General features: G+C 73.8%; 24 protein-coding genes. 12 read left to right on the top strand and 12 right to left on the bottom strand.

Annotated features, from left to right (window positions below):
- Window positions 1–51: 51 nt before the first annotated feature.
- On the top strand, window positions 52–2,040 hold the full coding sequence (locus ACFYUS_RS26575; RefSeq protein WP_388856982.1) for a HelD family protein: 1,989 nt from the start codon (window positions 52–54) through the stop codon (window positions 2,038–2,040).
- On the opposite strand, the gene ACFYUS_RS26570 is transcribed toward ACFYUS_RS26575, so the two are convergent.
- The 3 genes from ACFYUS_RS26570 to ACFYUS_RS26560 form a co-directional block, all read right to left on the bottom strand.
- Complete coding sequence (locus tag ACFYUS_RS26570; protein ID WP_388856980.1) at window positions 1,961–2,962, bottom strand: helix-turn-helix transcriptional regulator; 1,002 nt, start codon at window positions 2,960–2,962, stop codon at window positions 1,961–1,963. The genes ACFYUS_RS26575 and ACFYUS_RS26570 overlap by 80 nt on opposite strands.
- Window positions 2,959–4,425: an MFS transporter gene (locus ACFYUS_RS26565; RefSeq protein ID WP_388856977.1), complete on the bottom strand. Its 1,467-nt coding sequence runs from the start codon at window positions 4,423–4,425 to the stop codon at window positions 2,959–2,961. The genes ACFYUS_RS26570 and ACFYUS_RS26565 overlap by 4 nt, the downstream gene beginning before the upstream one ends.
- A 91-nt stretch (window positions 4,426–4,516) precedes the next feature.
- Window positions 4,517–5,002: a MarR family winged helix-turn-helix transcriptional regulator gene (locus ACFYUS_RS26560; RefSeq protein ID WP_388856974.1), complete on the bottom strand. Its 486-nt coding sequence runs from the start codon at window positions 5,000–5,002 to the stop codon at window positions 4,517–4,519.
- Between the two features lie 83 nt (window positions 5,003–5,085).
- Here ACFYUS_RS26560 and ACFYUS_RS26555 point away from each other — a divergent pair, with 83 nt between their 5' ends.
- A complete protein-coding gene (locus tag ACFYUS_RS26555; RefSeq protein WP_388856971.1) occupies window positions 5,086–5,559 on the top strand; it encodes a hypothetical protein in 474 nt (157 codons plus the stop codon).
- A 6-nt stretch (window positions 5,560–5,565) separates the two neighbouring features.
- Here the strand turns inward: ACFYUS_RS26555 and ACFYUS_RS26550 are convergent, their stop codons facing one another.
- Genes ACFYUS_RS26550 through ACFYUS_RS26540 form a run of 3 tightly spaced genes read right to left on the bottom strand, consistent with a single transcriptional unit; the run spans window position 5,566 to window position 7,074 of the window.
- Window positions 5,566–6,156, bottom strand: a complete 591-nt coding sequence (locus ACFYUS_RS26550; protein ID WP_388856968.1) for a DinB family protein — start codon at window positions 6,154–6,156, stop codon at window positions 5,566–5,568.
- A 44-nt stretch (window positions 6,157–6,200) separates the two neighbouring features.
- Complete coding sequence (locus ACFYUS_RS26545) at window positions 6,201–6,617, bottom strand: VOC family protein (protein WP_388856965.1); 417 nt, start codon at window positions 6,615–6,617, stop codon at window positions 6,201–6,203.
- A 10-nt stretch (window positions 6,618–6,627) separates the two neighbouring features.
- Window positions 6,628–7,074, bottom strand: a complete 447-nt coding sequence (locus ACFYUS_RS26540; protein ID WP_388856962.1) for a helix-turn-helix domain-containing protein — start codon at window positions 7,072–7,074, stop codon at window positions 6,628–6,630.
- A gap of 91 nt (window positions 7,075–7,165) precedes the next feature.
- Here ACFYUS_RS26540 and ACFYUS_RS26535 point away from each other — a divergent pair, with 91 nt between their 5' ends.
- The 3 genes from ACFYUS_RS26535 to ACFYUS_RS26525 all read left to right on the top strand — a co-directional run bounded on the left by ACFYUS_RS26535 (window position 7,166) and on the right by ACFYUS_RS26525 (window position 8,590).
- Window positions 7,166–7,567 (top strand): helix-turn-helix domain-containing protein, encoded by a 402-nt coding sequence (locus ACFYUS_RS26535; RefSeq protein WP_388856959.1) that lies wholly within the window; start codon window positions 7,166–7,168, stop codon window positions 7,565–7,567.
- Window positions 7,568–7,597: 30 nt separating this feature from the next.
- Window positions 7,598–8,152: a hypothetical protein gene (locus ACFYUS_RS26530; RefSeq protein ID WP_388856956.1), complete on the top strand. Its 555-nt coding sequence runs from the start codon at window positions 7,598–7,600 to the stop codon at window positions 8,150–8,152.
- A gap of 90 nt (window positions 8,153–8,242) precedes the next feature.
- Complete coding sequence (locus ACFYUS_RS26525; RefSeq protein ID WP_388856953.1) at window positions 8,243–8,590, top strand: DUF2516 family protein; 348 nt, start codon at window positions 8,243–8,245, stop codon at window positions 8,588–8,590.
- A 49-nt stretch (window positions 8,591–8,639) separates the two neighbouring features.
- Here ACFYUS_RS26525 and ACFYUS_RS26520 read toward each other — a convergent pair whose 3' ends face one another.
- From ACFYUS_RS26520 to ACFYUS_RS26510, 3 genes are all read right to left on the bottom strand, one after another.
- A complete protein-coding gene (locus ACFYUS_RS26520; RefSeq protein ID WP_388856950.1) occupies window positions 8,640–9,863 on the bottom strand; it encodes a PP2C family protein-serine/threonine phosphatase in 1,224 nt (407 codons plus the stop codon).
- Between the two features lie 383 nt (window positions 9,864–10,246).
- Entirely contained in the window at window positions 10,247–11,296 is a 1,050-nt protein-coding gene (locus ACFYUS_RS26515) for a C40 family peptidase (RefSeq protein WP_388856947.1), read from the bottom strand.
- A gap of 227 nt (window positions 11,297–11,523) precedes the next feature.
- A complete protein-coding gene (locus ACFYUS_RS26510; RefSeq protein ID WP_388856944.1) occupies window positions 11,524–12,324 on the bottom strand; it encodes a class I SAM-dependent methyltransferase in 801 nt (266 codons plus the stop codon).
- A gap of 177 nt (window positions 12,325–12,501) precedes the next feature.
- Between ACFYUS_RS26510 and mshA the strand changes: the two genes are divergently transcribed.
- Both mshA and ACFYUS_RS26500 read left to right on the top strand, forming a co-directional pair.
- Complete coding sequence (mshA, locus tag ACFYUS_RS26505; protein ID WP_388856941.1) at window positions 12,502–13,869, top strand: D-inositol-3-phosphate glycosyltransferase; 1,368 nt, start codon at window positions 12,502–12,504, stop codon at window positions 13,867–13,869.
- A complete protein-coding gene (locus tag ACFYUS_RS26500; protein ID WP_388856938.1) occupies window positions 13,862–14,350 on the top strand; it encodes a YbjN domain-containing protein in 489 nt (162 codons plus the stop codon). Before mshA ends, ACFYUS_RS26500 begins: the two co-directional genes overlap by 8 nt.
- On the opposite strand, the gene ACFYUS_RS26495 is transcribed toward ACFYUS_RS26500, so the two are convergent.
- A complete protein-coding gene (locus ACFYUS_RS26495) occupies window positions 14,325–15,263 on the bottom strand; it encodes an AraC family transcriptional regulator (protein ID WP_388857177.1) in 939 nt (312 codons plus the stop codon). The genes ACFYUS_RS26500 and ACFYUS_RS26495 overlap by 26 nt on opposite strands.
- Before the next feature lie 101 nt (window positions 15,264–15,364).
- Here ACFYUS_RS26495 and ACFYUS_RS26490 point away from each other — a divergent pair, with 101 nt between their 5' ends.
- On the top strand, window positions 15,365–16,297 hold the full coding sequence (locus ACFYUS_RS26490; RefSeq protein ID WP_388856935.1) for an MBL fold metallo-hydrolase: 933 nt from the start codon (window positions 15,365–15,367) through the stop codon (window positions 16,295–16,297).
- Here ACFYUS_RS26490 and ACFYUS_RS26485 read toward each other — a convergent pair.
- The gene (locus ACFYUS_RS26485) at window positions 16,287–17,567 is read right to left on the bottom strand and encodes an MDR family MFS transporter (RefSeq protein ID WP_388856932.1); all 1,281 of its coding nucleotides are present in this window, start codon (window positions 17,565–17,567) and stop codon (window positions 16,287–16,289) included. The genes ACFYUS_RS26490 and ACFYUS_RS26485 overlap by 11 nt on opposite strands.
- Before the next feature lie 125 nt (window positions 17,568–17,692).
- On the opposite strand from ACFYUS_RS26485, the gene ACFYUS_RS26480 reads away from it, so the two are divergent.
- From ACFYUS_RS26480 to ACFYUS_RS26470, 3 genes are all read left to right on the top strand, one after another.
- Entirely contained in the window at window positions 17,693–18,451 is a 759-nt protein-coding gene (locus ACFYUS_RS26480) for a phosphoglyceromutase (protein WP_388856929.1), read from the top strand.
- A gap of 198 nt (window positions 18,452–18,649) precedes the next feature.
- The gene (locus tag ACFYUS_RS26475; protein ID WP_388856926.1) at window positions 18,650–19,309 is read left to right on the top strand and encodes a hypothetical protein; all 660 of its coding nucleotides are present in this window, start codon (window positions 18,650–18,652) and stop codon (window positions 19,307–19,309) included.
- Window positions 19,310–19,431: 122 nt separating this feature from the next.
- A complete protein-coding gene (locus tag ACFYUS_RS26470) occupies window positions 19,432–19,785 on the top strand; it encodes a hypothetical protein (RefSeq protein ID WP_388856923.1) in 354 nt (117 codons plus the stop codon).
- Between the two features lie 19 nt (window positions 19,786–19,804).
- Here ACFYUS_RS26470 and ACFYUS_RS26465 read toward each other — a convergent pair whose 3' ends face one another.
- On the bottom strand, window positions 19,805–20,329 hold the full coding sequence (locus tag ACFYUS_RS26465; protein ID WP_388856920.1) for a hypothetical protein: 525 nt from the start codon (window positions 20,327–20,329) through the stop codon (window positions 19,805–19,807).
- 67 nt (window positions 20,330–20,396) lie between these two features.
- On the opposite strand from ACFYUS_RS26465, the gene ACFYUS_RS26460 reads away from it, so the two are divergent.
- Window positions 20,397–20,864, top strand: coding sequence for a GNAT family N-acetyltransferase (locus ACFYUS_RS26460; protein ID WP_388856917.1), 468 nt, complete (start codon window positions 20,397–20,399; stop codon window positions 20,862–20,864).
- Window positions 20,865–21,023 lie beyond the last annotated feature (159 nt).

The raw sequence follows: 21,023 nt of genomic DNA, 5'->3' as shown, positions 1-21,023 counted from the left end.
TGACCAAGTAAAAAATGTAACCCAGTAACGTTTTCCGGTACGCTCGACGGAATGACGTCACTGGACCTTGAGCTCGCCCGCGAACGCTCCCACCACGACGCCTGCCGCGCCGCCCTGATCCGCATGACCGAGGACGTCGCCGAGCAGGTCGTCCTCGGCGAGGACGTCGCCGCCTCCGGTGCCGACGCCGAGGTGCTCGGCCGCCACCTGCGCAGCCGCGCCAAGGAGATGGGCGAACAGCCGCCCGGGCCGCTGTTCTTCGGGCGCCTCGACCGCGAGGACGGCCAGGTCCACCACATCGGCCGCCGTCGGATCGCCGAGCACCCCGCCGCCCCGCCGCTCGTCGTCGACTGGCGCGCGCCCGTCTCCCGCGCCTACTACCAGGCCGGCGCGCACGACCCGCAAGGCGTCCTGCGGCGCCGCCGCTTCGGCTGGGCCCCGCACAGCGAGGGCGCCACCGAGGACCTGACCGCCCTGGAGGACGAGCGGCTCACGGGCGGCGGCGGACCGGACGCGGGGACGGTGAGCGCCCTCGTCACCGGGGAGATCGAGCGCCCCCGCGTGGGCCCCATGCGGGACATCGCCGCCACCATCCAGCCCGAACAGGACGACCTCGTACGCTCCGAGCCCGCCGCCTCCCTGTGCGTGCAGGGCGCCCCCGGCACCGGCAAGACCGCGGTGGGGCTGCACCGGGCCGCGTACCTCCTCTACACGCATCCGCAGCGCATCCGCCGCTCCGGCCTCCTCGTCCTCGGCCCCCACCGCGCCTTCCTCTCGTACATCTCCGAAGTGCTGCCCTCGCTCGGCGAGACCGGCATCCGGCAGACCACCCTCGACGAGGAGATCGCCCGCCGTCCGGTGCGGGCCGAGGACGGCGAGGCGGCGGCCCTGGTCAAGCACGACGCCCGGATGGCCCAGGTCCTGCACCGCGCGCTGTACGGCAGGGTCGACCCGGCCCCGGCCGAGGACCTCGCCGTTCCCGACGGCAGGTACCACTGGCGGCTCCCGGCCGCCGAACTCGCCTCGATCGTCACGGCCGTACGGGAGGAGGCGCCGCCCTACGCGACCGGCCGCGAACGCGTCCGCGCCCGGGTCGTCCGCGCCCTCCAGCTCCGGGCCGAACGCCGCTGGGGCCCCATGGGCACGGCCTGGGCACGGAAGATCGAGCGGGCGCGGGCGGTGACCGCGTTCCTCGACGCGTGCTGGCCGAGGACGAGCCCGGAGGAGGTCCTGGCGGAGGTCCTGACGGCTACCGAGGACCCTGCTCTGACCGAGGCCGAGCTCGCCGCCATTCGCTGGGCGCGGCCGCCGCGTTCGTACCGTTCGGCGCTCTGGACCGCGGCGGACCTCGTGCTGCTCGACGAGCTCGCGGGTCTGATCGAGCGGCCCGAGAGCTACGGGCACGTCGTCGTCGACGAGGCGCAGGACCTGTCGCCCATGCAGTGCCGGGCCATCGCGCGGCGCACCGAGTTCGGTTCGCTGACGGTCCTCGGGGACCTGGCGCAGGGCACCACCCCGTGGGCGGCCCGCGACTGGGACGAGCAGTTGGCGCACCTGGGCAAGGCCGGGGCGCCCGTGGTGCCGCTGACGCTCGGGTACCGGGTGCCGGCGGCGATCGTCGACCTCGCCAACCGGCTCCTGCCGGAGCTCGGGGCGGACGTGCCGGCCGGGCGTTCGGTGCGCCGGGACGGCGAGGTGACGGTCCACCGGACGGGGGACCTGGCCGCCGGGGTGCGTGAGGCGGTGCGGGCCGCGCTCGCGGAGGAGGGCTCGGTGGGGGTGATCACGGCCGAAGGGCTCGTGGACGGGGTGGCGGAGGCGGTGAAGGGGTGCGGGGAGCGGGTGACCGTGCTGCCCGCGACCGTCGTGAAGGGCCTGGAGTTCGACCACGTCGTGGTCGTCGAACCGGCCGCGATCGTGGCGGCCGAGGCACGCGGCCTGAACCGGCTGTACGTGGTGCTCACCCGGGCGGTGTCGCGTCTGGCGCTGGTGCACGAGGGGGAGTTGCCGGAGTTCCTGGAGCCCCGTACAGGGCGGTGAGTTCGGCGCCGGTGCGGGCCAGGGCCGCACGGGCCTCGGGCGGGTCGAGGAGCTCCACGCGGGCGCCGAGGCCGGCCAGCCGGGCGGCGATCACCTCGGGGGAGGGGCCGTCGGCCTCGAAGGGCGTCCAGCCGTCCGGGGCCCGCTCCCCGTACCGTATCCGCCCTCCGAGGACGCCCTCCAGGACGGACGCGGTGCCGGGGGCGGCGCGGCCCCGGACCGTCGCGGCGACCATCCGGTCCTCCATGCGGGCGGCGAGCGTGCGCCAGGCGGTGGCGAGGTCGAAGCCCTCGGGGCGTACGGCCGGGGCGCCGGTCTCGGTGACCGAGGTGACGCGGCCGACGCGGAAGGTGCGCAGGCCGTCCGCCGTGTCCGCGAGGAGGTAGCGGACCCCGGACTTCGCGGCGATCCCGAGCGGCTGGGCGGTCCGCTCGCGGGGCGGGCGGCCGGGGCGGGCGTACCCGATGCGCAGCTCGCGTTCCTCGACCACCGCCCGCTGGAGCGCGGCGAGTGGGGCCTCCTCGGTCTCCGCGCCCGTCCAGTCGGTGCCGTCGGCGATCCCGGCGCGGGCGGCGGCCTCGGCGCCCTCGCGGAGGGGCGCGGGGAGGGCCCGTACGAGCTTGCGGAGGGCGGTCCGGGTCTGCGGGCTCGCGGTGGCGTCCGGTCCGGTGAGGAGGAACAGCGCGCGGATCTCGGGGGCGGTCAGGCCGGTCAGATCGGTACGGGCTCCGCCGACGAGCGACCAGCCGCCGCCCTGCCCGGCCTGGGAGTACACCGGGATCCCGGCGCTCGCGAGCGCTTCGAGGTCCCGGCGGGCCGTGCGTTCGGACACGCCCAGTTCGGCGGCGAGTTCGGCGGCGGTGACCCGCCGCCGGGCGGTCTGGAGGAAGAGCAGGGCGGCGACGAGTCGGTCGGCTCTCATGCCGCCATTGTCATCCGCCGGGGCTCGGTGGAGGCGGCGGGGCGCAGGACGGTGAGGGCGACGGCCAGGGCGAGGAGGAGGAGACCGGCGCCGACGCCGAAGGCGAGGTGGTAACCCCCGGTCAGGGCCTCGGGGGCGGGGTGTCCCGCCTTCGTGAGGGACTCGGTGCGGGCGGCGGCGAGGGTGGAGAGGACCGCGACGCCGAGGGCCATGCCGATCTGCTGGGTGGTGTTGAAGAGCCCGGAGGCCAGGCCCGCGTCCGCCTCCTCCGCCCCGGACATGGCGAGCGCGGTGAGGGAGGGCAGCGCGAGGCCGAAGCCGGCGGCGAGCAGCATCACGGGGAGCAGGTCGGTGGCGTACGAGGCGTGGACGGGGACGCGGGCCAGCAGGCCCAGGACGCCGATGAGCAGGACGAGGCCGGTGAGCAGGACGTTCCCCTCGCCGAAGCGGGCGATGAGGGGCGCCGAGACGCCGAGCGAGACGGCGCCGATGATCAGTGCGGCGGGCAGCATCGCGAGGCCGGTCTCGGCCGCTCCGTACCCGAGGACCTTCTGCAGGTACAGGGCGACGAGGACCTGGAAGGAGAACAGCGCGGCGACCATCAGCATCTGGACGGCGTTCGCGCCGGCGACGGCGCGGGAGCGGAGGATCCGCAGCGGCATGAGCGGGTGCGCGGCCTTCGCCTGGCGGAGCAGGAAGCCGCCCAGGAGGGCGAGCGCGAGGGCCCCGAAGCCGAGGGTGTGCGCCGAACCGGCCCCGTACTCCTCGATCTTCACGACGGCGTAGATCCCGGCCATCAGCCCGGAGGTCACGAGCAGCGCGCCGGTGACGTCGGCACCGGCCCTCAGCCCGAGGGCGCGGTCGGCGGGGAGCGCGCGGAGGGCGACGAGGAGGGTCGCGACGCCGATGGGCAGGTTGATGAAGAAGATCCAGTTCCATGCGAGGGCGTCGGTGAGGACCCCGCCGAGGACCTGGCCGAGGGAGGCGCCGGCCGCTCCGGTGAAGCTGAACACGGCGATGGCGCGGGCGCGTTCGCGCGGTGCCGTGAAGAGCGTGACGAGGATGCCGAGGCCGACGGCGGAGGACATCGCGCTGCCGACGCCCTGGAGGAAGCGGGCGGCGATGAGGACGGCGGGGGAGTGGGCGACACCCGCGAGGAGCGAGGCGGCGGTGAAGACCCCGGTGCCGGCGAGGAACATCCGCTTGCGGCCGAGGAGGTCACCGAGCCGCCCGGCGAGGAGGAGCAGCGAACCGAAGGCGATCAGGTAGGCGTTGACGACCCAGCTGAGGCCGACGGGCGTGAAGCCGAGGTCGCTCTGGACGGCGGGCATGGCGACGGTGACGATGCTGCCGTCGAGGACGGTCATCAGCATGCCGGCGGCGAGGACGCCGAGGGCGAGGTGGGGGCGGAGCCGGGGATTGAGGTCGGGGCTGGGGCTGGGGCTGGGGCTGGGCGCGGGCATGGGGGCATCTCCTGTTCGTCGGAGGCGACAGGAGAGACGCTAGCAGAAGGTTTTGTTGCAGACTATTTTTTACGGGAGCAGTTCCGGGTCCTCAGGCGCGCTGACGGGCCCGACGGGCGGGCGTCGGACTCTCCACGGGCGTCGCGAGATGCCCGGTGGCCAGCAGCTCCAGGGCGCGGAGCAGAGCCGCGCGCTCCTCGCCGGGGAGGGAGGAGAGGGCGCTCTCGTGCACGCCGTCGACGATCCTCTGGCTCTGGCGGGCGACCTCCGCCCCCGCCTCGGTCACGGCGATGATCCGCGCCCGGCGATCGGTCGCCGACGGCCGCCGCTCGGCGAGCCCGGCCTTCTCCAGCGCGTCGACGGTCACCACCATCGTGGTCTTGTCCATGTCCCCGATCTCCGCGAGCTGCGCCTGCGTCCGCTCCTCCTCCAGGGCGTGGACGAGGACGCAGTGCATGCGCGCGGTGAGCCCGATCTCCGCGAGTGCGGCCGCCATCCGCGTGCGGAGGACGTGACTGGTGTGATCGAGGAGGTAGGAGAGGTCGGGTTCGGTGCGGGTGGGCGCCATGGCTGTCATGGTTGCCAGGGTAGTCATCATCGATCTGTGGCGGATCGTCGTGAAGCGGACGAGTACGGCTCGGCCGCGGCCAGGATGGAGGCATGACGACCGCGCTGCTCTTCCTGGACGTGGACGGACCGCTGATCCCCTTCGGCGCGGGCCCCGGCCCGTACCCGACGTACCCGCCCGTCCCGCCCCCCTCCGTGAGCCCGCTCCTCGCGCGGCTCGATCCCGCGCAGGGGCCCCGGCTCGCGGCGCTGCCGTACGACCTGGTGTGGGCGACCACGTGGGAGGCGGACGCGAACGCCTGGGTCGCACCCCGCCTCGGCCTGCCCGACCTGCCCCTGATCCCCTGGGCCGACGATCCCGAGGAGCCGGGGCTCCACTGGAAGACGCCGGCCCTCGTGGCGTGGGCCGCCGGGCGGCCGTTCGCCTGGGTGGACGACGAGATCGGCGCGGCCGACCGCGCCTGGGTCGCCGCCCATCACCCCGGCCCGGCCCTCCTCCACCGGGTGGACGCCGGGACCGGCCTCACGGCCGCCGACTTCGAGGTGCTGGCGGCCTGGGCGCGGTGAAGGGGGCTACAGCCCCCGCGTGCCGTCGATGCGCTCGCGGAGGAGGTCCGCGTGGCCGTTGTGGCGGGCGTACTCCTCGATGAGGTGGATGAGGACCCAGCGCAGGGAGACCTTGCCGCGCCAGGCGTCGTCGCCGGAGACGTCGAGGTGGGGGGCCTCGGCGGTGAAGCGGTCGGAGAAGGCGACGGCCGCGCGCCAGGCCTCCCAGGCTTCCGCGACGGCGGCCGGGGTGGCGGAAGCCTCGTCGAAGTCGAAGTCGCCGTCCGGGGAGGCGGGGGAGGAGAAGAGGGGGCGGGCGTCCCGCTGCCCGGCGAGGATCTCGCGGAACCAGTGGCGCTCGACGTCGGCGAGGTGGCGGACCAGGCCGAGGAGGGACAGGGTCGACGGTTCCGCCGACCTGGCCGCCAACTCCTCCTCCAGGCCCGCGCACCTCAGCACCAGCGTCGCCCGCTGGTCCGCCAGGAACCCGGCCAGCATGGGGAGTTCGTCGCCCGTGGCGGGGCCGGTGAAGCGCCCCGGCCCCGGGAGGGGCGTCTCGTCGAGGACGTCCGAGCGTCGCCGGAGCTCCGTCGCGTCGGCATGATCGTCAACTGCCATGGTGTCCCTCCCCGTTGGGCCTTCAGGCCATACTGCCAGGGCTGTCAGGCCTTCGGCTGGGCGAAGCGGATCATGTTGCCGGCCGGGTCGCGGAAGGCGCAGTCGCGGACGCCGTAGTGCTGGTCGACCGGCTCCTGGAGGACCTCGCCGCCGGCCGCCCGTACGCGCTCGAAGGTGGCGTCGACGTCCCGGGTGGAGAAGATGACGCCGCGCAGCAGGCCCTTGGCGAGGAGGTCGGTGACCGCCTTCCGGTCGGCCTCGGAGGCGCCGGGGTCGGGGAGCGGGGTCTCCAGGACGACGGACACGTCCGGCTGTTCGGGCGACCCGAGGGTCACCCAGCGCATGCCCTCGTAGCCGACGTCGTTGCGGACGTCGAGGCCGAGGGCGTCGCGGTAGAAGGTGAGCGCCTTGTCGGCGTCGTCGACGGTGATGAAGCACTGCGAGAGCTTGATGTCGTCCATGCCGTCGACGCTACGGCGAGGCGCTCGTTCCCGCTTCTCCGATCCTGATCGGTTCGCCGGGCCCGCCGTTCTTCACCGGCCGCGTCAGCACCTTGGCGACGCACGCCGGGATCGCCGCGTCCTCCCCGTGGCTCCGCGCCCGGTACGCGCTCGGCGTCTCGCCGACCAGCTCGGTGAAGCGCGAGCTGAACGAGCCGAGGGACGTACAGCCCACCTCGAAGCAGACCTCCGTCACGCTCAGGTCCCCCCGCCGGAGCAGCGCCTTCGCGCGCTCGACCCGGCGCGTCATCAGATAGCTGTACGGCGTCTCGCCGAACGCGGTGCGGAAGCTGCGGGCGAAGTGCCCCGTCGACATCAGCGCGACCCTGGCCAGGGCCGGGACGTCCAGCGGGGACGCGTAGTCGCGGTCCATCGTGTCCCGCGCGCGGCGCAGTCGTTTCAGGTCGTCGAGGTCCACGGCCCCAGCATGGCACGGACCGCGACCCGCCGGGGGCGACTCTTGCAAGCACCTGCTTGCAAGAGTTAGCAAAGGCTGGCATGGTCGGGGCATGGCATCGCTCAACGTCGGCAATCTCGGTGAGTACCTCCGCGAACAGCGGCGGACCGCGCAGCTCTCCCTGCGACAGCTCGCCGAAGCCGCCGGGGTGTCGAATCCGTACCTCAGCCAGATCGAGCGCGGGCTGCGCAAGCCCAGCGCCGAGGTCCTCCAGCAGGTCGCGAAGGCCCTGCGGATCTCCGCCGAGACGCTCTACGTACGGGCCGGGATCCTCGACGAGAAGGAGCAGGACGAGCTGGAGACGCGCGCCGTCATCCTGGCCGATCCCTCGATCAACGAGCGGCAGAAGCAGGTGCTGCTCCAGATCTACGACTCCTTCCGCAAGGAGAACGCCGCCGACGCGGCTGCCGGACAGGCGGCCGCCGGGCCCGATGCCACACCGCCTTCGAGCTAGTACGTCGTCACATCCGGGAGGAACACCAGCATGGCCATCATCGACGAACTGCGTACCCCTCTCTACTTCGCCGCCGGCACCGCCGACCTCGCCGTGCAGCAGGCCAAGAAGGTTCCCGGCCTGATCGAGCAGCTCGCCGCCGAGGCGCCCGCGCGCATCGACGCCGTGCGGAAGACCGACCCGAAGGCCGTGCAGGAGAAGGTGACCGCGCAGGCCAAGGAGGCCCAGGCCACCGTGCAGTCGAAGTTCGCCGAGGTCGTCGGTGGCCTCGACACCGACCTGAAGAAGCTCGGCGAGACCGCCCAGGACCTCGCCCTGCGCGGGGTCGGCGTCGCCGCCGAGTACGCGGTGAAGGCGCGGGAGAAGTACGAGGAGGTCGCCGCCCACGGCGAGGAGGCCGTCAAGGCCTGGCGGGGCGAGGTCGCCGAGGAGATCACCGAGATCGCCGTCGTGGTCGAGCCGGAGCCGGAGGCGAAGGCGGACGACAACACGGAGGGCGAGCCCGAGCCCGCCAAGCCCGCGCGGAAGACCACCGCCCGCAAGGCCCCCGCCAAGAAGACGGCCGTCGCCGCCGAGAAGGAGTAGGGCCGGGCACCGATTCGGGTACCCGGTGCGTTGTACCGGGTACCTTGACCGCGAGGCGCTCTCTCTCCATCCCCATAGGCGGTGCTCAGCATGTTGCGCGCGGGATTCGACTCCCTTCTCTCCCTGGTGATCTTCCTGGTCTTCACCGGCTTCGCCGTCGCCGCGCTCGTCTTCGCCGCCATGGCGCGCGAGGACGCCTACCGCGCCGCCGACAAGCAGACGAAGAAGTTCTGGCTGATCATCCTGGGCATCAACCTCGTCATCAACCTGCTGCTGCCGATGCTGTTCCTGCAGATCGCGGGGCTCGTCGCCGCCATCGTCTTCATGGTGGACGTGCGCCCCGCGCTCGCGCAGGTCTCCGGCGGAGGCCGGGGCGGCCGTCGCGGCGGCGGCTCCAGCAGCGACGGGCCGTACGGCCCCTACAACGGCGGCCGGTAACCGTTCACAACGGCGGCCGGTAACCGTTCGGCACCGCGGGACCCGGGTCTCAGACCCGGGTCCTGTCCCTTTCCAGGGCCAGGACGGCGACGTCGTCCGTCAGCTCGCCGCCGTTCAGGGAGCGGACCTCCGTCACGGCCGCCTCCAGGAGCTCCTCGCCCCGGAGGCCCGAGGCCAGCTGGCGGTTGAGCATCCCGACCATCCCGTCCTGGCCGAGCCGCGGCGAGCCGGGGCCCGCCGAGCGGCCCTCGATGAGCCCGTCCGTGTACATGAGCAGGCTCCACGCCCCGCCCAGCTCGACCTGCCGGCGCGGCCACCGGGCGCGCGGCAGCAGTCCGAGGGCCGGGCCGCCGTCCTCGTACGGGAGGAGGCGCGCCGTCCGGCCCTGGCGGGCGATCAGCGGCGAGGGGTGGCCGGCCAGGCAGAGGCCGGCGCGGCGCCCGTCGGGCGCGATGTCGACGGTGCAGAGGGTCGCGAAGATCTCCTCGCTCTCCCGCTCGTGCTCCAGGACCTGCTGCATCGTCGAGAGCAGCTCGTCCCCGCACAGGCCCGCGAAGGTCAGGGCCCGCCAGGCGATCCGCAGCTCGACGCCGAGCGCGGCCTCGTCGGGGCCGTGCCCGCAGACGTCGCCGATCATGGCGTGGACGGTGCCGTCGGGGGTGCGGACGACGTCGTAGAAGTCGCCGCCGAGCAGGGCGCGGGACCGGCCGGGCCGGTAGTGGGCCGCGAACCGCAGGTCGGAGCCCTCCAGGAGCGGGGTGGGGAGCAGTCCGCGTTCCAGGCGGGCGTTCTCCTGGGCGCGGAGCCGGGACTCGGCCAGCTTCACCTGGACGGCGTCGGCGCGCTTGCGCTCGACCGCGTACCGGATGGCCCGGCTGAGCAGCCGCCCGTCGAGCTCCTCGCGGAAGAGGTGGTCCTGGGCCCCGACGCGTACGGCCTCGGCCGCCAGCTCGGCGTCGGCGGAGCCCGCGAGCGCGAGGACGGCGTGGCGCGGGGCGAGGCGCAGGATGTGCCGCAGCGGGGCGAGCGGGTCGTCGCCGGCGGCCCCGGCGCGCGGGCCGGGCAGGGAGAGGTCGACGAGGACGCAGTGGACGTCGTCGGTGAGGAGCCGCTCGGCCTCGGTGAGGTTCCGGGCGGTGCGTATGCGGACCCGGGTGCCGGCGGCGTCCGCCGCGTCGAGCAGTTCGGGTACGGCGAGGGCACCCGCCGGGTCGTCCTCGACGACCAGGAGAGTGAGATCGGTGCGATCGGTTCCTGTGACTGTGCCTGTCATAGCGGTGGCGTCCAGAGGAGTGGCGTCGCCGGGTCCCGCAGCGGCAGAGACGTTTCTCTGGCGCGGTACGGATACGGGCATCGGTCCGGGTTTCCTTCCCTCCCCCCGAGGTGCGCGGGGCGCCGGGTGGCGCCCCGCCCGTCCCGGACCATAGCGGTAGGGCGGTGCGCAGCGGAATGGCGATCAGCCCCCGAGCGGGCGCGGCGTGCTTGGCATATGCCGCGGAAGGGGAGGTACTTGCCCCTCTCGCGGTCCGCACGGGTCCCGGAGCCCATGAGAAACGTCACGCGCCCGGAGCCGCCCGCGGGGCCGTGGAGGTGGCTCGTGTCACGTGGGGCGGACGACGCCCCTCCCGTCACGTGGGGCGGACGACCCCCTTCCCGTCACGCGGGCCGGACGACGCCCAGGATCTCCATCGAGCCCGCGCCCGCGAGGGTCACGTTCCGTCCCGGGCGCGGCGCGTGCACGATCATCCCGTTGCCGACGTACATCCCGATGTGGCTCGCGTCCTTGAAGTAGACGATCAGGTCGCCGGGCCGCATGTCCTTGATGTCCACGTGCGGGAGCAGCCGCCACTGCTCCTGCGAGGTGCGCGGGATGCCCAGGCCGGCCGCGCCCCAGGAGCGCTGGGTCAGCCCGGAGCAGTCGTACGACTTCGGTCCCTCCGCGCCCCAGACGTACGGCTTGCCGATCTGCGCCGTCGCGAATTCGACCGCCTTCTTGCCCTCCGGGGTCGCGCCCTCCTTCAGGCCGTCGAGGATGCCGGTGTCGAGCCAGGTCGTCTGGGCCTTGAGCTGGGCCTGCTCCTCCAGGCGCCGCAGCCGCTCGCGCTCCTCGGCGGCGAGCTCGGACTCCAGCTTCTTCGCGGCGTCGATCTTGTCGTTGATCTCCTTCTTCGCCTTGGCCTGCTTGACGCGGATGGCCTCCAGCTTGGTCCAGTTGGTGCTGGCGTCCTTGGCGTAGGTGTCCAACTCGGCCTGGGTGCGGGTCATCTCGCCCAGCAGGTCGGTGGTGGCCTTCGCGCCGGCCTTGAGCCGTCCGGCGGCGTCGAGGAAGAGCTGCGGGTCGTCCGTGAGGACGAGCTGCGCGCCGTCGGGGAGCCCGCCGTTGCGGTACTGGGCGCGGGCCTGGGCGCCGGCCTTGGCCTTGAGGTCCTCGATCTTCTCGCGGCCGTCGACGATCATCCGGGCGAGCTTGACGATCTCGGCGGACTGCTCCTTGGTCTTCTCCTCGGCGAGGTTGTACGCGTCGGTGGCGACGGCGGCCTTCCGGTACAGGTCGTCGATCTCCTCGCGCACCTCCTCCAGGCTCTTCTTCGGCGGGGGAGGGGGGAGCGGCGCGGCGGAGGCCTGGAGGGTCAGGGCGGGGGACGCCAGCACGGTCAGGGCGCAGATCACGGTGATCGCGGCGGTGGCGCGGCGGCGTCGGTTCACGAGCTCCCCCTCGTAGTGACCCATATCTGATTTACCGTCAGTAACTTGATGGCGACCTGGCGATAGTGCCATGCGAAACCGGAAAGCGACAGGGGAAACCGGGGCCTGTCGGGCCTGTTCCCCCCACGGGGGACGAGTGAGGGGCGTGGGGCGTTCCTCGTGTACGAGAAATTCAGCGGAAGTTGGGGAAGCCGGGGGAACGGACACGCGCACCCCCCGACACCGCGTCACCCCTTCGGCGCCAGCGCCTCCCACCGCACCGTGACCTCGCCCTGCCGCCACCGGCGCGGGCCGTCCGCGAGGGGCCAGTCCGCCGCCAGGTCGCGGACGGAGCGGATCCACCGCTGCCGGGCGCCCAGGGAGGCGTACGGGGCGGCCGCCGCCCACGCCCGGTCGAAGTCCCGCAGGAAGGCGTGCACCGGCTCGCCCGGCACGTTCCGGTGGATCAGCGCCTTCGGCAGCCGTTCCGCGAGGTCCGAGGGCCGGTCGAGCGAGCCGAGCCGGGTCGCGAAGGTCACCGTGCGCGGCCCGTCCGCGTCGAGCGCCACCCACACGTGCCGGCGGCCGATCTCGTCGCAGGTCCCCTCCACGAGCAGCCCGCCGGGCGCGAGCCGCCCGCGGAGCCGCGCCCAGACGGCCGCGACCTGGTCCTCGTCGTACTGGCGCAGCACGTTCGCCGCCCGGATCAGGGCGACCCGGCCCGGCACCGGCACCTCGAAGCCGCCGTGCACGAAGGAGAGGCCCTCGTGCACGGCTTCGTACGGCTTCGCGGCCTCGACGCGGGCGGGCTCGATCTCGATCCCGTACAGCAGGGTGCGGGGCTCGGCGGTGCGCAGCCGGGCCAGGAGCTCCACGGCGGTCCAGGGGGCGGCCCCGTAGCCGAGGTCGACGGCGACCGGCGGCTCGGGGGAGCGGCGCAGGGCGGGTCCGTGGACGGCGGCGATCCAGCGGTCCATGCGCCGCAGCCGGTTCGGGTTGGTGGTCCCGCGGGTCGGTGTGCCGACGGGGCGGGTGGTGCGCGGGGCCATGCCATGAGCGTACGGGGTGCGGGGGAGGGGCCTCCGGCCGCCCGGCCCGGCAACGGTTTGGCAAAGCGGCCGTGCGATCGGAAATGAAAGGGGCGGTCGACATGTTGTGCGAGCTGGAGGACGTACAGCGCCCTCCAGCAGTCATGCCCGACGCCCCCGAGCGGAAGGACCGCCGACGTGAGCCAGTACGTGTCCCGGTTCGCCGGTACCCGGCACCGGCACCCGGCGCCGGCCAGGCTCCGGCTCCCCGGCCGGCACCGCACCCCCCGGCGGGTGGCCATGCTCAGCGTCCACACCTCGCCGCTGCACCAGCCCGGCACGGGCGACGCGGGCGGCATGAACGTCTACATCGTCGAGCTGGCCAAGCGCCTCGCGGCCATCGACATCGAGGTGGAGATCTTCACCCGGGCCACCACCGGCGGGCTCCCCCCGGTGGTCGAGCTGACCCCCGGCGTGCTCGTGCGGCACGTGGACGCCGGCCCGTACGAGGGCCTGGCCAAGGAGGAGCTGCCGGCGCAGCTCTGCGCCTTCACGCACGGCGTGATGCAGGCGTGGGCGGGCCACCGCCCCGGCCACTACGACCTGGTCCACTCCCACTACTGGCTGTCCGGGCACGTCGGCTGGCTCGCGGCCGAGCGCTGGGGCGTCCCGCTCGTCCACGCCATGCACACCATGGCGAAGGTCAAGAACGCGGCGCTCGCCGAGGGCGACACGCCCGAGCCCGCGGCCCGGGTGATCGGCGAGACGCAGATCGTCTCCGCCGCCGACCGGCTGATCGCCAACACGGCGGAGGAGGCCGACGAGCTCGCCCGCTTCTACGAGGCGGACCCCGGCAAGATCGCGGTCGTGCACCCGGGCGTCAACCTCGACCGCTTCCGCCCCGCCGACGGCCGCGCGGCGGCCCGCGCGCGCCTCGGGCTGCCGCAGGACGCGTTCATCCCGGTCTTCGCGGGCCGGATACAGCCGCTGAAGGCCCCGGACATCCTGCTGAGCGCCGCCGCGCGGCTCCTGGACGAGGACCCCTCCCTCCGCACCCGCATGGTCGTCCCGGTGGTCGGCGGCCCGAGCGGCAGCGGCCTGGCGAAGCCGGAACAGCTGCAGAAGCTGGCCGCCAGGCTCGGGATCTCGGACGTCGTGCGCTTCCACCCGCCGGTGGGCCAGGACCGGCTGGCGGACTGGTTCCGCGCGGCGTCGGTCCTGGTCATGCCCTCGTACAGCGAGTCCTTCGGCCTGGTCGCGATCGAGGCGCAGGCGGCCGGCACCCCGGTCGTCGCGGCGTCGGTCGGCGGCCTGCCCGTGGCCGTGCGGGACGACGTGACGGGCTTCCTCGTGCAGGGGCACGACCCGGCGGACTACGCCCGCGCGCTCGGCCGCTTCGTGGCGGACCCGTCGCTGTCGGCCCGGATGGGCGAGGCGGCGGCGCTGCACGCCGGTTCCTTCGGCTGGGACACGGCGGCCTCGGGCACGGCGGACGTGTACACGGCCGCGATGCACGACCACCGGCTGCGCGAGAACCGCCGTCGCGTACGCTCGCACCATGGCTGAGGACGTTCGGCGGATCATCGAGGAAGCGTTCGACGAGTCGGAGCTCGACTGGGAGTCCCCCGAGCCCGGCTCGTACGTCGTGAAGCTCCCGGGCACGCGCAAGCTGTTCACCACCCTGTCGCTCCGGGTGGGCCGCCACTCCCTCTCCCTCAACGCCTTCGTCATCCGCCACCCCGACGAGAACGAGGCGGGCGTCCACCGCTGGCTCCTCGAACGGAACCTCAAGCTGTACGGCGTCGGGTACGCGATCGACCCCCTCGGCGACATCTACCTCGCCGGCAAGCTCCCCCTGGCCGCCGTCACCCCGGAGGAGCTGGACCGCCTGCTCGGCTCGGTCCTGGAAGCCGCGGACGGCGACTTCAACACCCTCCTCGAACTGGGCTTCGCCTCGGCGATCCGGCGCGAGTACGAGTGGCGGATCTCGCGCGGCGAGTCGACCCGCAACCTCGACGCCTTCAAGAACCTGACGCAGAAGGGGTGACCGCGCCGCCGCGGTACTGCCCCGGCGTCGTGCCGAACTCGCGCCGGAAGGCGTGGGACAGGGCGTACGGCGAGGCGTAGCCGACGCGGCGGGCGACGGTGGCCAGCGGGTCGCCGGTGTCCCTGAGCAGGGCGGCCGCGCGGGTCAGCCGCCACCAGGTGAGGTACGCCATCGGGGGCCGGCCCACGAGGGCGGTGAAGCGGCGGGCGAGGGTGGGCCGGGAGACGCCCGCCTCGGCCGCGAGCCGGTCGACGGTCCAGGGCGCGGCCGGATCGGAGTGCAGCGCGCGCAGCGCGACGGCCGTCACCGGGTCGCCCAGGGCGGCCGGCCACGTCCCGGCCGTGCTCCCGGCCGTCCAGGACCGGATCATGTACACGAACAGCAGGTCGAGCAGGCCGGGAAGCGCGAGGGCGGCGCCCGGGCGCCGTTCGTCCAGCTCGCCCTCCAGGAGCCCGATGGCGGCCCGGAGTTCCGGATGGTCGCCGTCGCGGGCCGGCAGATGGACCAGCGGCGGGAGTTCGGCGAGCAGCGGGTGCGCGTGGCTGCGGTCGAGCCGGTACTTGCCGCAGAGCATCACGACCTCGCGGGTGGCGTCGTGCGTCCGGGGCGGGCGCGGGAGGCCGCCGTCGGCCCAGCGCTCGAAGGGGACCGCCCGCGCGACCGTCTCCGCGTCGGCGGGCGCGTCGGCGATGACGTGCCCGGTGCCGTGCGGGAGGAGCACCGCGTCGCCCGCGCCGAGCACGACCGGTTCGCCGCCGTCGGGCAGCAGCCAGCAGCTGCCGCTGAGGACGACGTGGAAGCCGGCCCCCTCGTACGGGGCGAGCCGCGCGCACCAGCGTCCTGCGACCCGCACCCGGTCGGAGGAGGGCCGCCCGACCCGTACGGCCGCGATCGCGTCGCTCACCACGTCCACCATGGCCGGGAGCGTACTGCCCCCGGGGGTGAGCGTCTCGCGTATCCGGAAGAGCGGAACGGGCATTGAGGGGCTCATCCGCCCTCCCTACTGTCGATCGCATGACGGATACGAACGAGAGCGCGCGCAGCATCGTCCTGGGGGACGTCGAGATCATCCGGATCGTCGAGTGGCAGGGGCCGTTCGCGCCCGCCCGCACCCTCGTCCCGGAGGCCGGGGCCGAGGTGTGGAAGGACAACGAGGAGTGGCTGGCGCCGGACCACTGGGCGCCGGACGGCGACAGCGCGGTCATGGCGCTGCAGACCTGGGTGCTGCGCAGCGGCGGCCGGACCGTCCTGGTCGACACGGGGGTGGGCGACGGGCGGGAGCGGCCCCACTCGCCGCACTTCCACCGGCGGCGGGACGGTTTCCTCGGCCGTCTGGAGCGGGCGGGCATCCGGCCCGAGGACGTCGACGTCGTCGTCAACACGCATCTGCACGCGGACCACGTCGGCTGGAACACGCGCTCCTCCGCAGGGGAGTGGGTGCCGACCTTCCCGAACGCCCGCTATCTCCTCCCGGCCGCCGACGACTTCCACTTCGGCCCGGAGAACGCGTACGGCGGCGGTCTCCAGGAGGAGGACCGGCTGATCTACGAGGACAGCGTGGCGCCCGTGCACCGGGCGGGGCTGATCACGCTCTGGGACGGGTCCCACCGCATCGACGAGAACCTCGTCCTGGAGTCGGCGCCCGGTCACACCCCGGGCTCGGCCGTGCTGCGGCTGGCCTCGGGGACGGACCGCGCGGTCTTCGTCGGCGACCTGCTCCACAGCCCGGTGCAGATCCTCGAACCGGAGCGCGCCAGCTGCTTCTGCCTGGACGCGGCCGGGGCGGCGGCGAGCCGCCGGCGGATCCTGGAACGGGCCGCCGACGAGCGGGAGCTGGTCGTCCCCGCGCACTTCGGCGGGGCGGGCGCCGCCGAAGTGCGGAGGGAGGGGACGGGGTTCGCCGTGGCCGGGTGGGCGGCCTACGGGAGCGACCGGGTCAGGCGCTGACGGCGGAGGCCTCGGCGCCCTCGGCCTTGACCGGTCCGGCGACCGGGGCCTCGGTCTCCTCGGCCAGGGCCTTGCGCAGCAGGACGGCGTACCCGGCGGCGGCGAGGACGCCGATCGCGGTGGTCGCGGCCCACAGGACGTCGGGGCCGGGGCCGCCGACGATCGCGCCGGCGCCGATCGGGGCGACGAATCCGGCGACGGCCCAGGACATGCCCATGACGCCCTGGTAGCGGCCCCGGGCGTGCTCGGGGGCGAGGCGGGCGGTGGCGGCCGCGTTCGTCGGGACGTGGATCATCTCGCCGACCGTCCAGACGACCACGGTCGCGGCGAAGGCGACGGGGGAGCCGGCGAGGGCGGTGGCGCCGGTGCCGAGGGCGAAGAGCAGCGCGGAGAGGGTCAGCAGGACGACCGGGGAGCGCTTGTCGGTCAGCTTGTTGACGAGCAGCTGGAAGCCGACGATCACGATGCCGTTGACGGCGATGACGACACCGTACGAGGAGGGGGAGAGGCCCTGCTCGGCCATGGTCAGCGGCAGACCGATCCAGGGGGCGGTGAAGACGAGGCAGACGAGGAGGTTGAGGAGCACGAGGGTGCGGAAGGGCGCGTCGCGCAGCACGGTCAGCATGCCGACCTTCTCCTCGGCGACCGGCTCGCCCGCCGTGTCGGTCCTGCCCTCCGGACGGGTCTCGGGGAGCCGCAGGAAGACGATGACGGCGCAGAGGGTGGTGGCGACGGCGTCGACGACGAAGAGGGTGCGGTAGCCGAGGAAGGCGGCCGCGCCGCCGCCGATGGAGGCGATGGCGAAGCCGAGGTTGAGGGCCCAGTAGTTGAGGGCGTACGCCCGGCGCACGTCGTGGGCGGGGACCATGTCGGAGATGGTCGCGTTGATGGAGGGGCGGACGGCCTGCATGGCGACGCCCATGAGCAGGACGACCGCGGCGATGGCCCAGGCGCTGGTGACGACGGCGAGGGCGGCGGCGCAGGCGGCGGCCGCGAGGTGCATGGTGACCATGGTGGGGCGGCGGCCCCAGCGGTCGGTGAGCGCGCCGCCGAGCGGCGACCCCGCGACGCCGCCGAGCCCGTGGAGGGCGACGACGAGTCCGGCGAACCAGGCGGAGTGCCCGAGCTCCACCGTCAGATAGAGGGAGAGGAAGGTGAGGACGAAGGCGCCGGTCCGGTTGACCAGGGTCGACAGCCACAGCCACCAGAAGCCCGGCGGGAGACCGGAGACCGTCTCGCGGGCCGATCGTCTGAGCGAATCGATGGACATGTGAGGCGCCCCCCTGCTGTGTGTAAGCCCTGCTTCCGCCTCACGTAACTTACGCATCTCATACGTCGGACGCCAGCGAATTGACGGCGCGCGTCAATCGTCAGCCGTCGATTAGGCTCGTACGCATGGCCGACGCACCGTACAAGCTGATCCTCCTCCGCCACGGCGAGAGCGAGTGGAACGAGAAGAACCTGTTCACCGGATGGGTGGACGTGAACCTCACCGCCAAGGGTGAGAAGGAGGCGACGCGCGGCGGCGAGCTGATCAAGGACGCCGGCCTGCTGCCCGACGTGCTGCACACCTCCCTCCAGAAGCGCGCCATCCGCACGGCGCAGCTCGCCCTCGAGGCCGCCGACCGCCACTGGATCCCGGTCAGCCGCTCCTGGCGCCTCAACGAGCGCCACTACGGCGCCCTCCAGGGCAAGGACAAGGCCCAGACCCTCGCCGAGTTCGGCGAGGAGCAGTTCATGCTGTGGCGCCGCTCGTACGACACCCCGCCGCCGGCCCTCTCCGACGACAGCGAGTACTCCCAGTCCCGCGACGCCCGCTACGCCTCGATCCCGCCGGAGCTCCGCCCGCGGACCGAGTGCCTCAAGGACGTCGTCGCGCGGATGCTCCCGTACTGGTACGACAACATCGTCCCCGACCTCCTCGCCGGCCGCACGGTCCTCGTCGCCGCCCACGGCAACAGCCTCCGCGCCCTCGTCAAGCACCTGGACGGCATCTCGGACGCCGACATCGCGGGCCTCAACATCCCGACGGGCATCCCCCTCTCCTACGAGCTCGACGAGAACTTCAAGCCCCTCAACCCGGGCGGCACCTACCTCGACCCGGAGGCCGCCGCGGCCGCCATCGAGGCCGTCAAGAACCAGGGCAAGAAGTAGCCCAGCCCCACGCACGAACCCCCTGTCCGCCGGTCGCCGGCGGGCAGGGGGTTCGTCGTTGTCGTGCCGGTGTCCTCGGGGCGTACCAGGTGTGTGACATCGGGGGGTTCGGCACTGTGCGCGGGTGCGGGGCGTTGCTACGTTCCCGGCAGGAGCGCGGCCGGGTGGGTGGTCGCCCGTGAAGAGGGGGACTTCCCGATGAATGCCGACCGTCTCAGACCCGCTGGCCTCGCGCTCGCCGCTGTCGCGCTGGCCGGTGCGCTCACCGCGTGTCAGGGGGGTGGCGGTGCCGCCGGTGGTGCCGCGCCGGGGGCGCCCGCGCCGGCGGCGACCACCGCCACCGCCGCGCCGGGCGCGGCGGCCGGGACGACGGCCCCGCCGGCGGCCGTCACGCCGACCGTCGTGCCCGCCGTGAAGAAGCCCGCGACGCCGAAGGGGCCCGCGCCCACGGCGTCGGCGCCCGCGAAGGCCGGGTCGAGGACGAAGGACTGCGTCGACTCGCCGCCCGGTCCTGACGAGGTAGACCCCGACGAGTTCGCGCTCTACCGGATCGAGGAGCTCGACGGCAGCACCGGGAAGGTCAACCTCGTCGTCCAGCACGGGCGGTGGGGCTGTGCGTCGAAGGACTCGGACGGGGTCCCGTTCGTCGGTACCGGTGAGGAGAGCCGCTGGGCGCTCGACCAGGCCGCGTACGTCACCGCCACCAACCCGATCGTCGGCAGCTCCACGAACCAGCGGATCGGTGTGCAGGAGCTGATCGACTGGGTGAAGGCCCACCCCGACTCGGGGCTCGTCTTCCGGTACGAGACCGGGAACGACGGGGCGATCCACAGCCTTGAGCAGGTCTTCGCCCCGTAGCCGGGCCCTGTGGGCCGGACGGGTGAGGGCGAAACCTTCCCGCTGCGGCGCGCCGCTTGCGGGGCGGCGGAAGGGGCCAGGGGTGGGGTGACCTTGGTCGTCCCACCGAAACGAGGAACCTCGTGCGTCTCCGCCACTCCGTCGCCGCCGTCTGCGGCGCCCTCGCCCTCACCGCCACCCTGGCCTCCCCCGCCCACGCCGCCACCGGCGAGTTCACCTACCGGTTCGTCGGCATCAGCGGCGAGCCCCGGTCGGCCACGCTGGACGACCCGGCGAGCGGCGAGTGCCTCACGATCCCCGAGGCCGCCGACCCGAACTCCTCCGAGCCCGCCTTCGCGCCGCACAACGACACGGACGAGAAGGCGATCGTCTTCACGGGGCCCGACTGCTCCGGCGACACCTGGATCCTCCGCCCGCACGGCCGCCCGGCCGGCGACCGGCTCAAGCTGCGCTCGGTGGTCTTCTTCCGGCCGTAGCGGCACCCGGCGGACTTCCTCAGAACCCCTCGCACGCGTGCGCGCGGAAGTCCGCCACCGTCGTCGTCCGGACCTTGTCGCCCTCCGTGTAAGCGACCTGTCCCGGGGTCAGTTTCTTCAGGTCCGCCAGGGTGAAGGAGTGGTGCAGCGTCGACCAGGAGTTGTCCCGGGTCGCGCCGAAGAGCGTGGAGAGCCGTCCCGGCTTCAGGGCGTGCGGGGGCGTGTCCGGGGTCCAGCCGTCGCCGCCCGCCCGGGCCGTCAGGGGCCAGGTCGCGAAGCCGGTGACGGGTGCGGCCGGGGTCCAGCGGTCCGTGTACTCCGGCTCCTTCGCGTCCGCCACGGCCTCCGCGCCCGGGTCGGTGACCGGCTCGTCCGGGTAGAGCAGCGCCCCGTCGACGTGCTCGTCGCAGAGCAGGAGCACACCCAGCGGCTCCCCCTCCGCCGTCACCGACACGCCCGCGAAGCCCGCGCTCGGGACGCCGCAGCCGGCCAGGGCGAAGGGGAGGACGGAGAGCAGGAGGGCGCGGCGCAGTCGAGTGGTCATGGACGCCATCCTGGGCCGGTCCGATAATCGCGGGCGGAGATCGCACCCGATCGTTACCGTCCGGTGCATGAGCACGTCACTCCGCCTGGAACAGGTCACCCCCGCCACCATCGACGCCGCGCTCGCCCTGCGCGTCCACCCCCATCAGGAGCGCAACGTCGCCCCCGTCGTGAAATCCCTCGCGGAGGCGTACGCCTTCGGGGAGAAGGCCTGGCCGCGGCTGGTCTTCGACGGCGACGAGCTCGTCGGCTTCCTGATGGCCTTCCTCGACATCCCCTGGAACGAGGAGAAGGACCCGGCCGACCGGCGCAGCGGTCTCTGGCGGCTCAACATCTCCGCCGACGCCCAGGGCAAGGGCTACGGCCGCTTCGCCGTCGAGTCCGTGCGCGAGGAGCTGCGCCGGCGCGGCGAGCGGCGGTTCCACGTGACCTGGGAGCCCGGCGAGGACGGTCCCGGCGCGTTCTACGAGCGGCTGGGGTTCCGTACCACCGGGGAGGTCAGCGGCGGGCAGACCGTCGGCGTGCTCGACGTATAGAGGGAGAGACGTACAGGGGTACGGAGGGGCGTGGGGGTACGGCGGTGGGGGGGGGGGGGCCCCCCCCCCCCCCCCCCCCCCCCCCCCCCCCCCCCCCCCCCCCCCCCCCCCCGCGCCGCCCCCCCCCCCCCCCCCCCCCCCCCCCCCCCCCCCCACGTA

Origin of the sequence: Streptomyces sp. NPDC004284 (assembly GCF_042874035.1) — a bacterium.
In the GTDB taxonomy this organism is placed as follows: Bacteria; Actinomycetota; Actinomycetes; order Streptomycetales; family Streptomycetaceae; genus Streptomyces.
The sequence above is the reverse complement of the archived record's forward strand: the minus strand, read 5'-3'. Positions and strand labels throughout refer to the sequence as shown.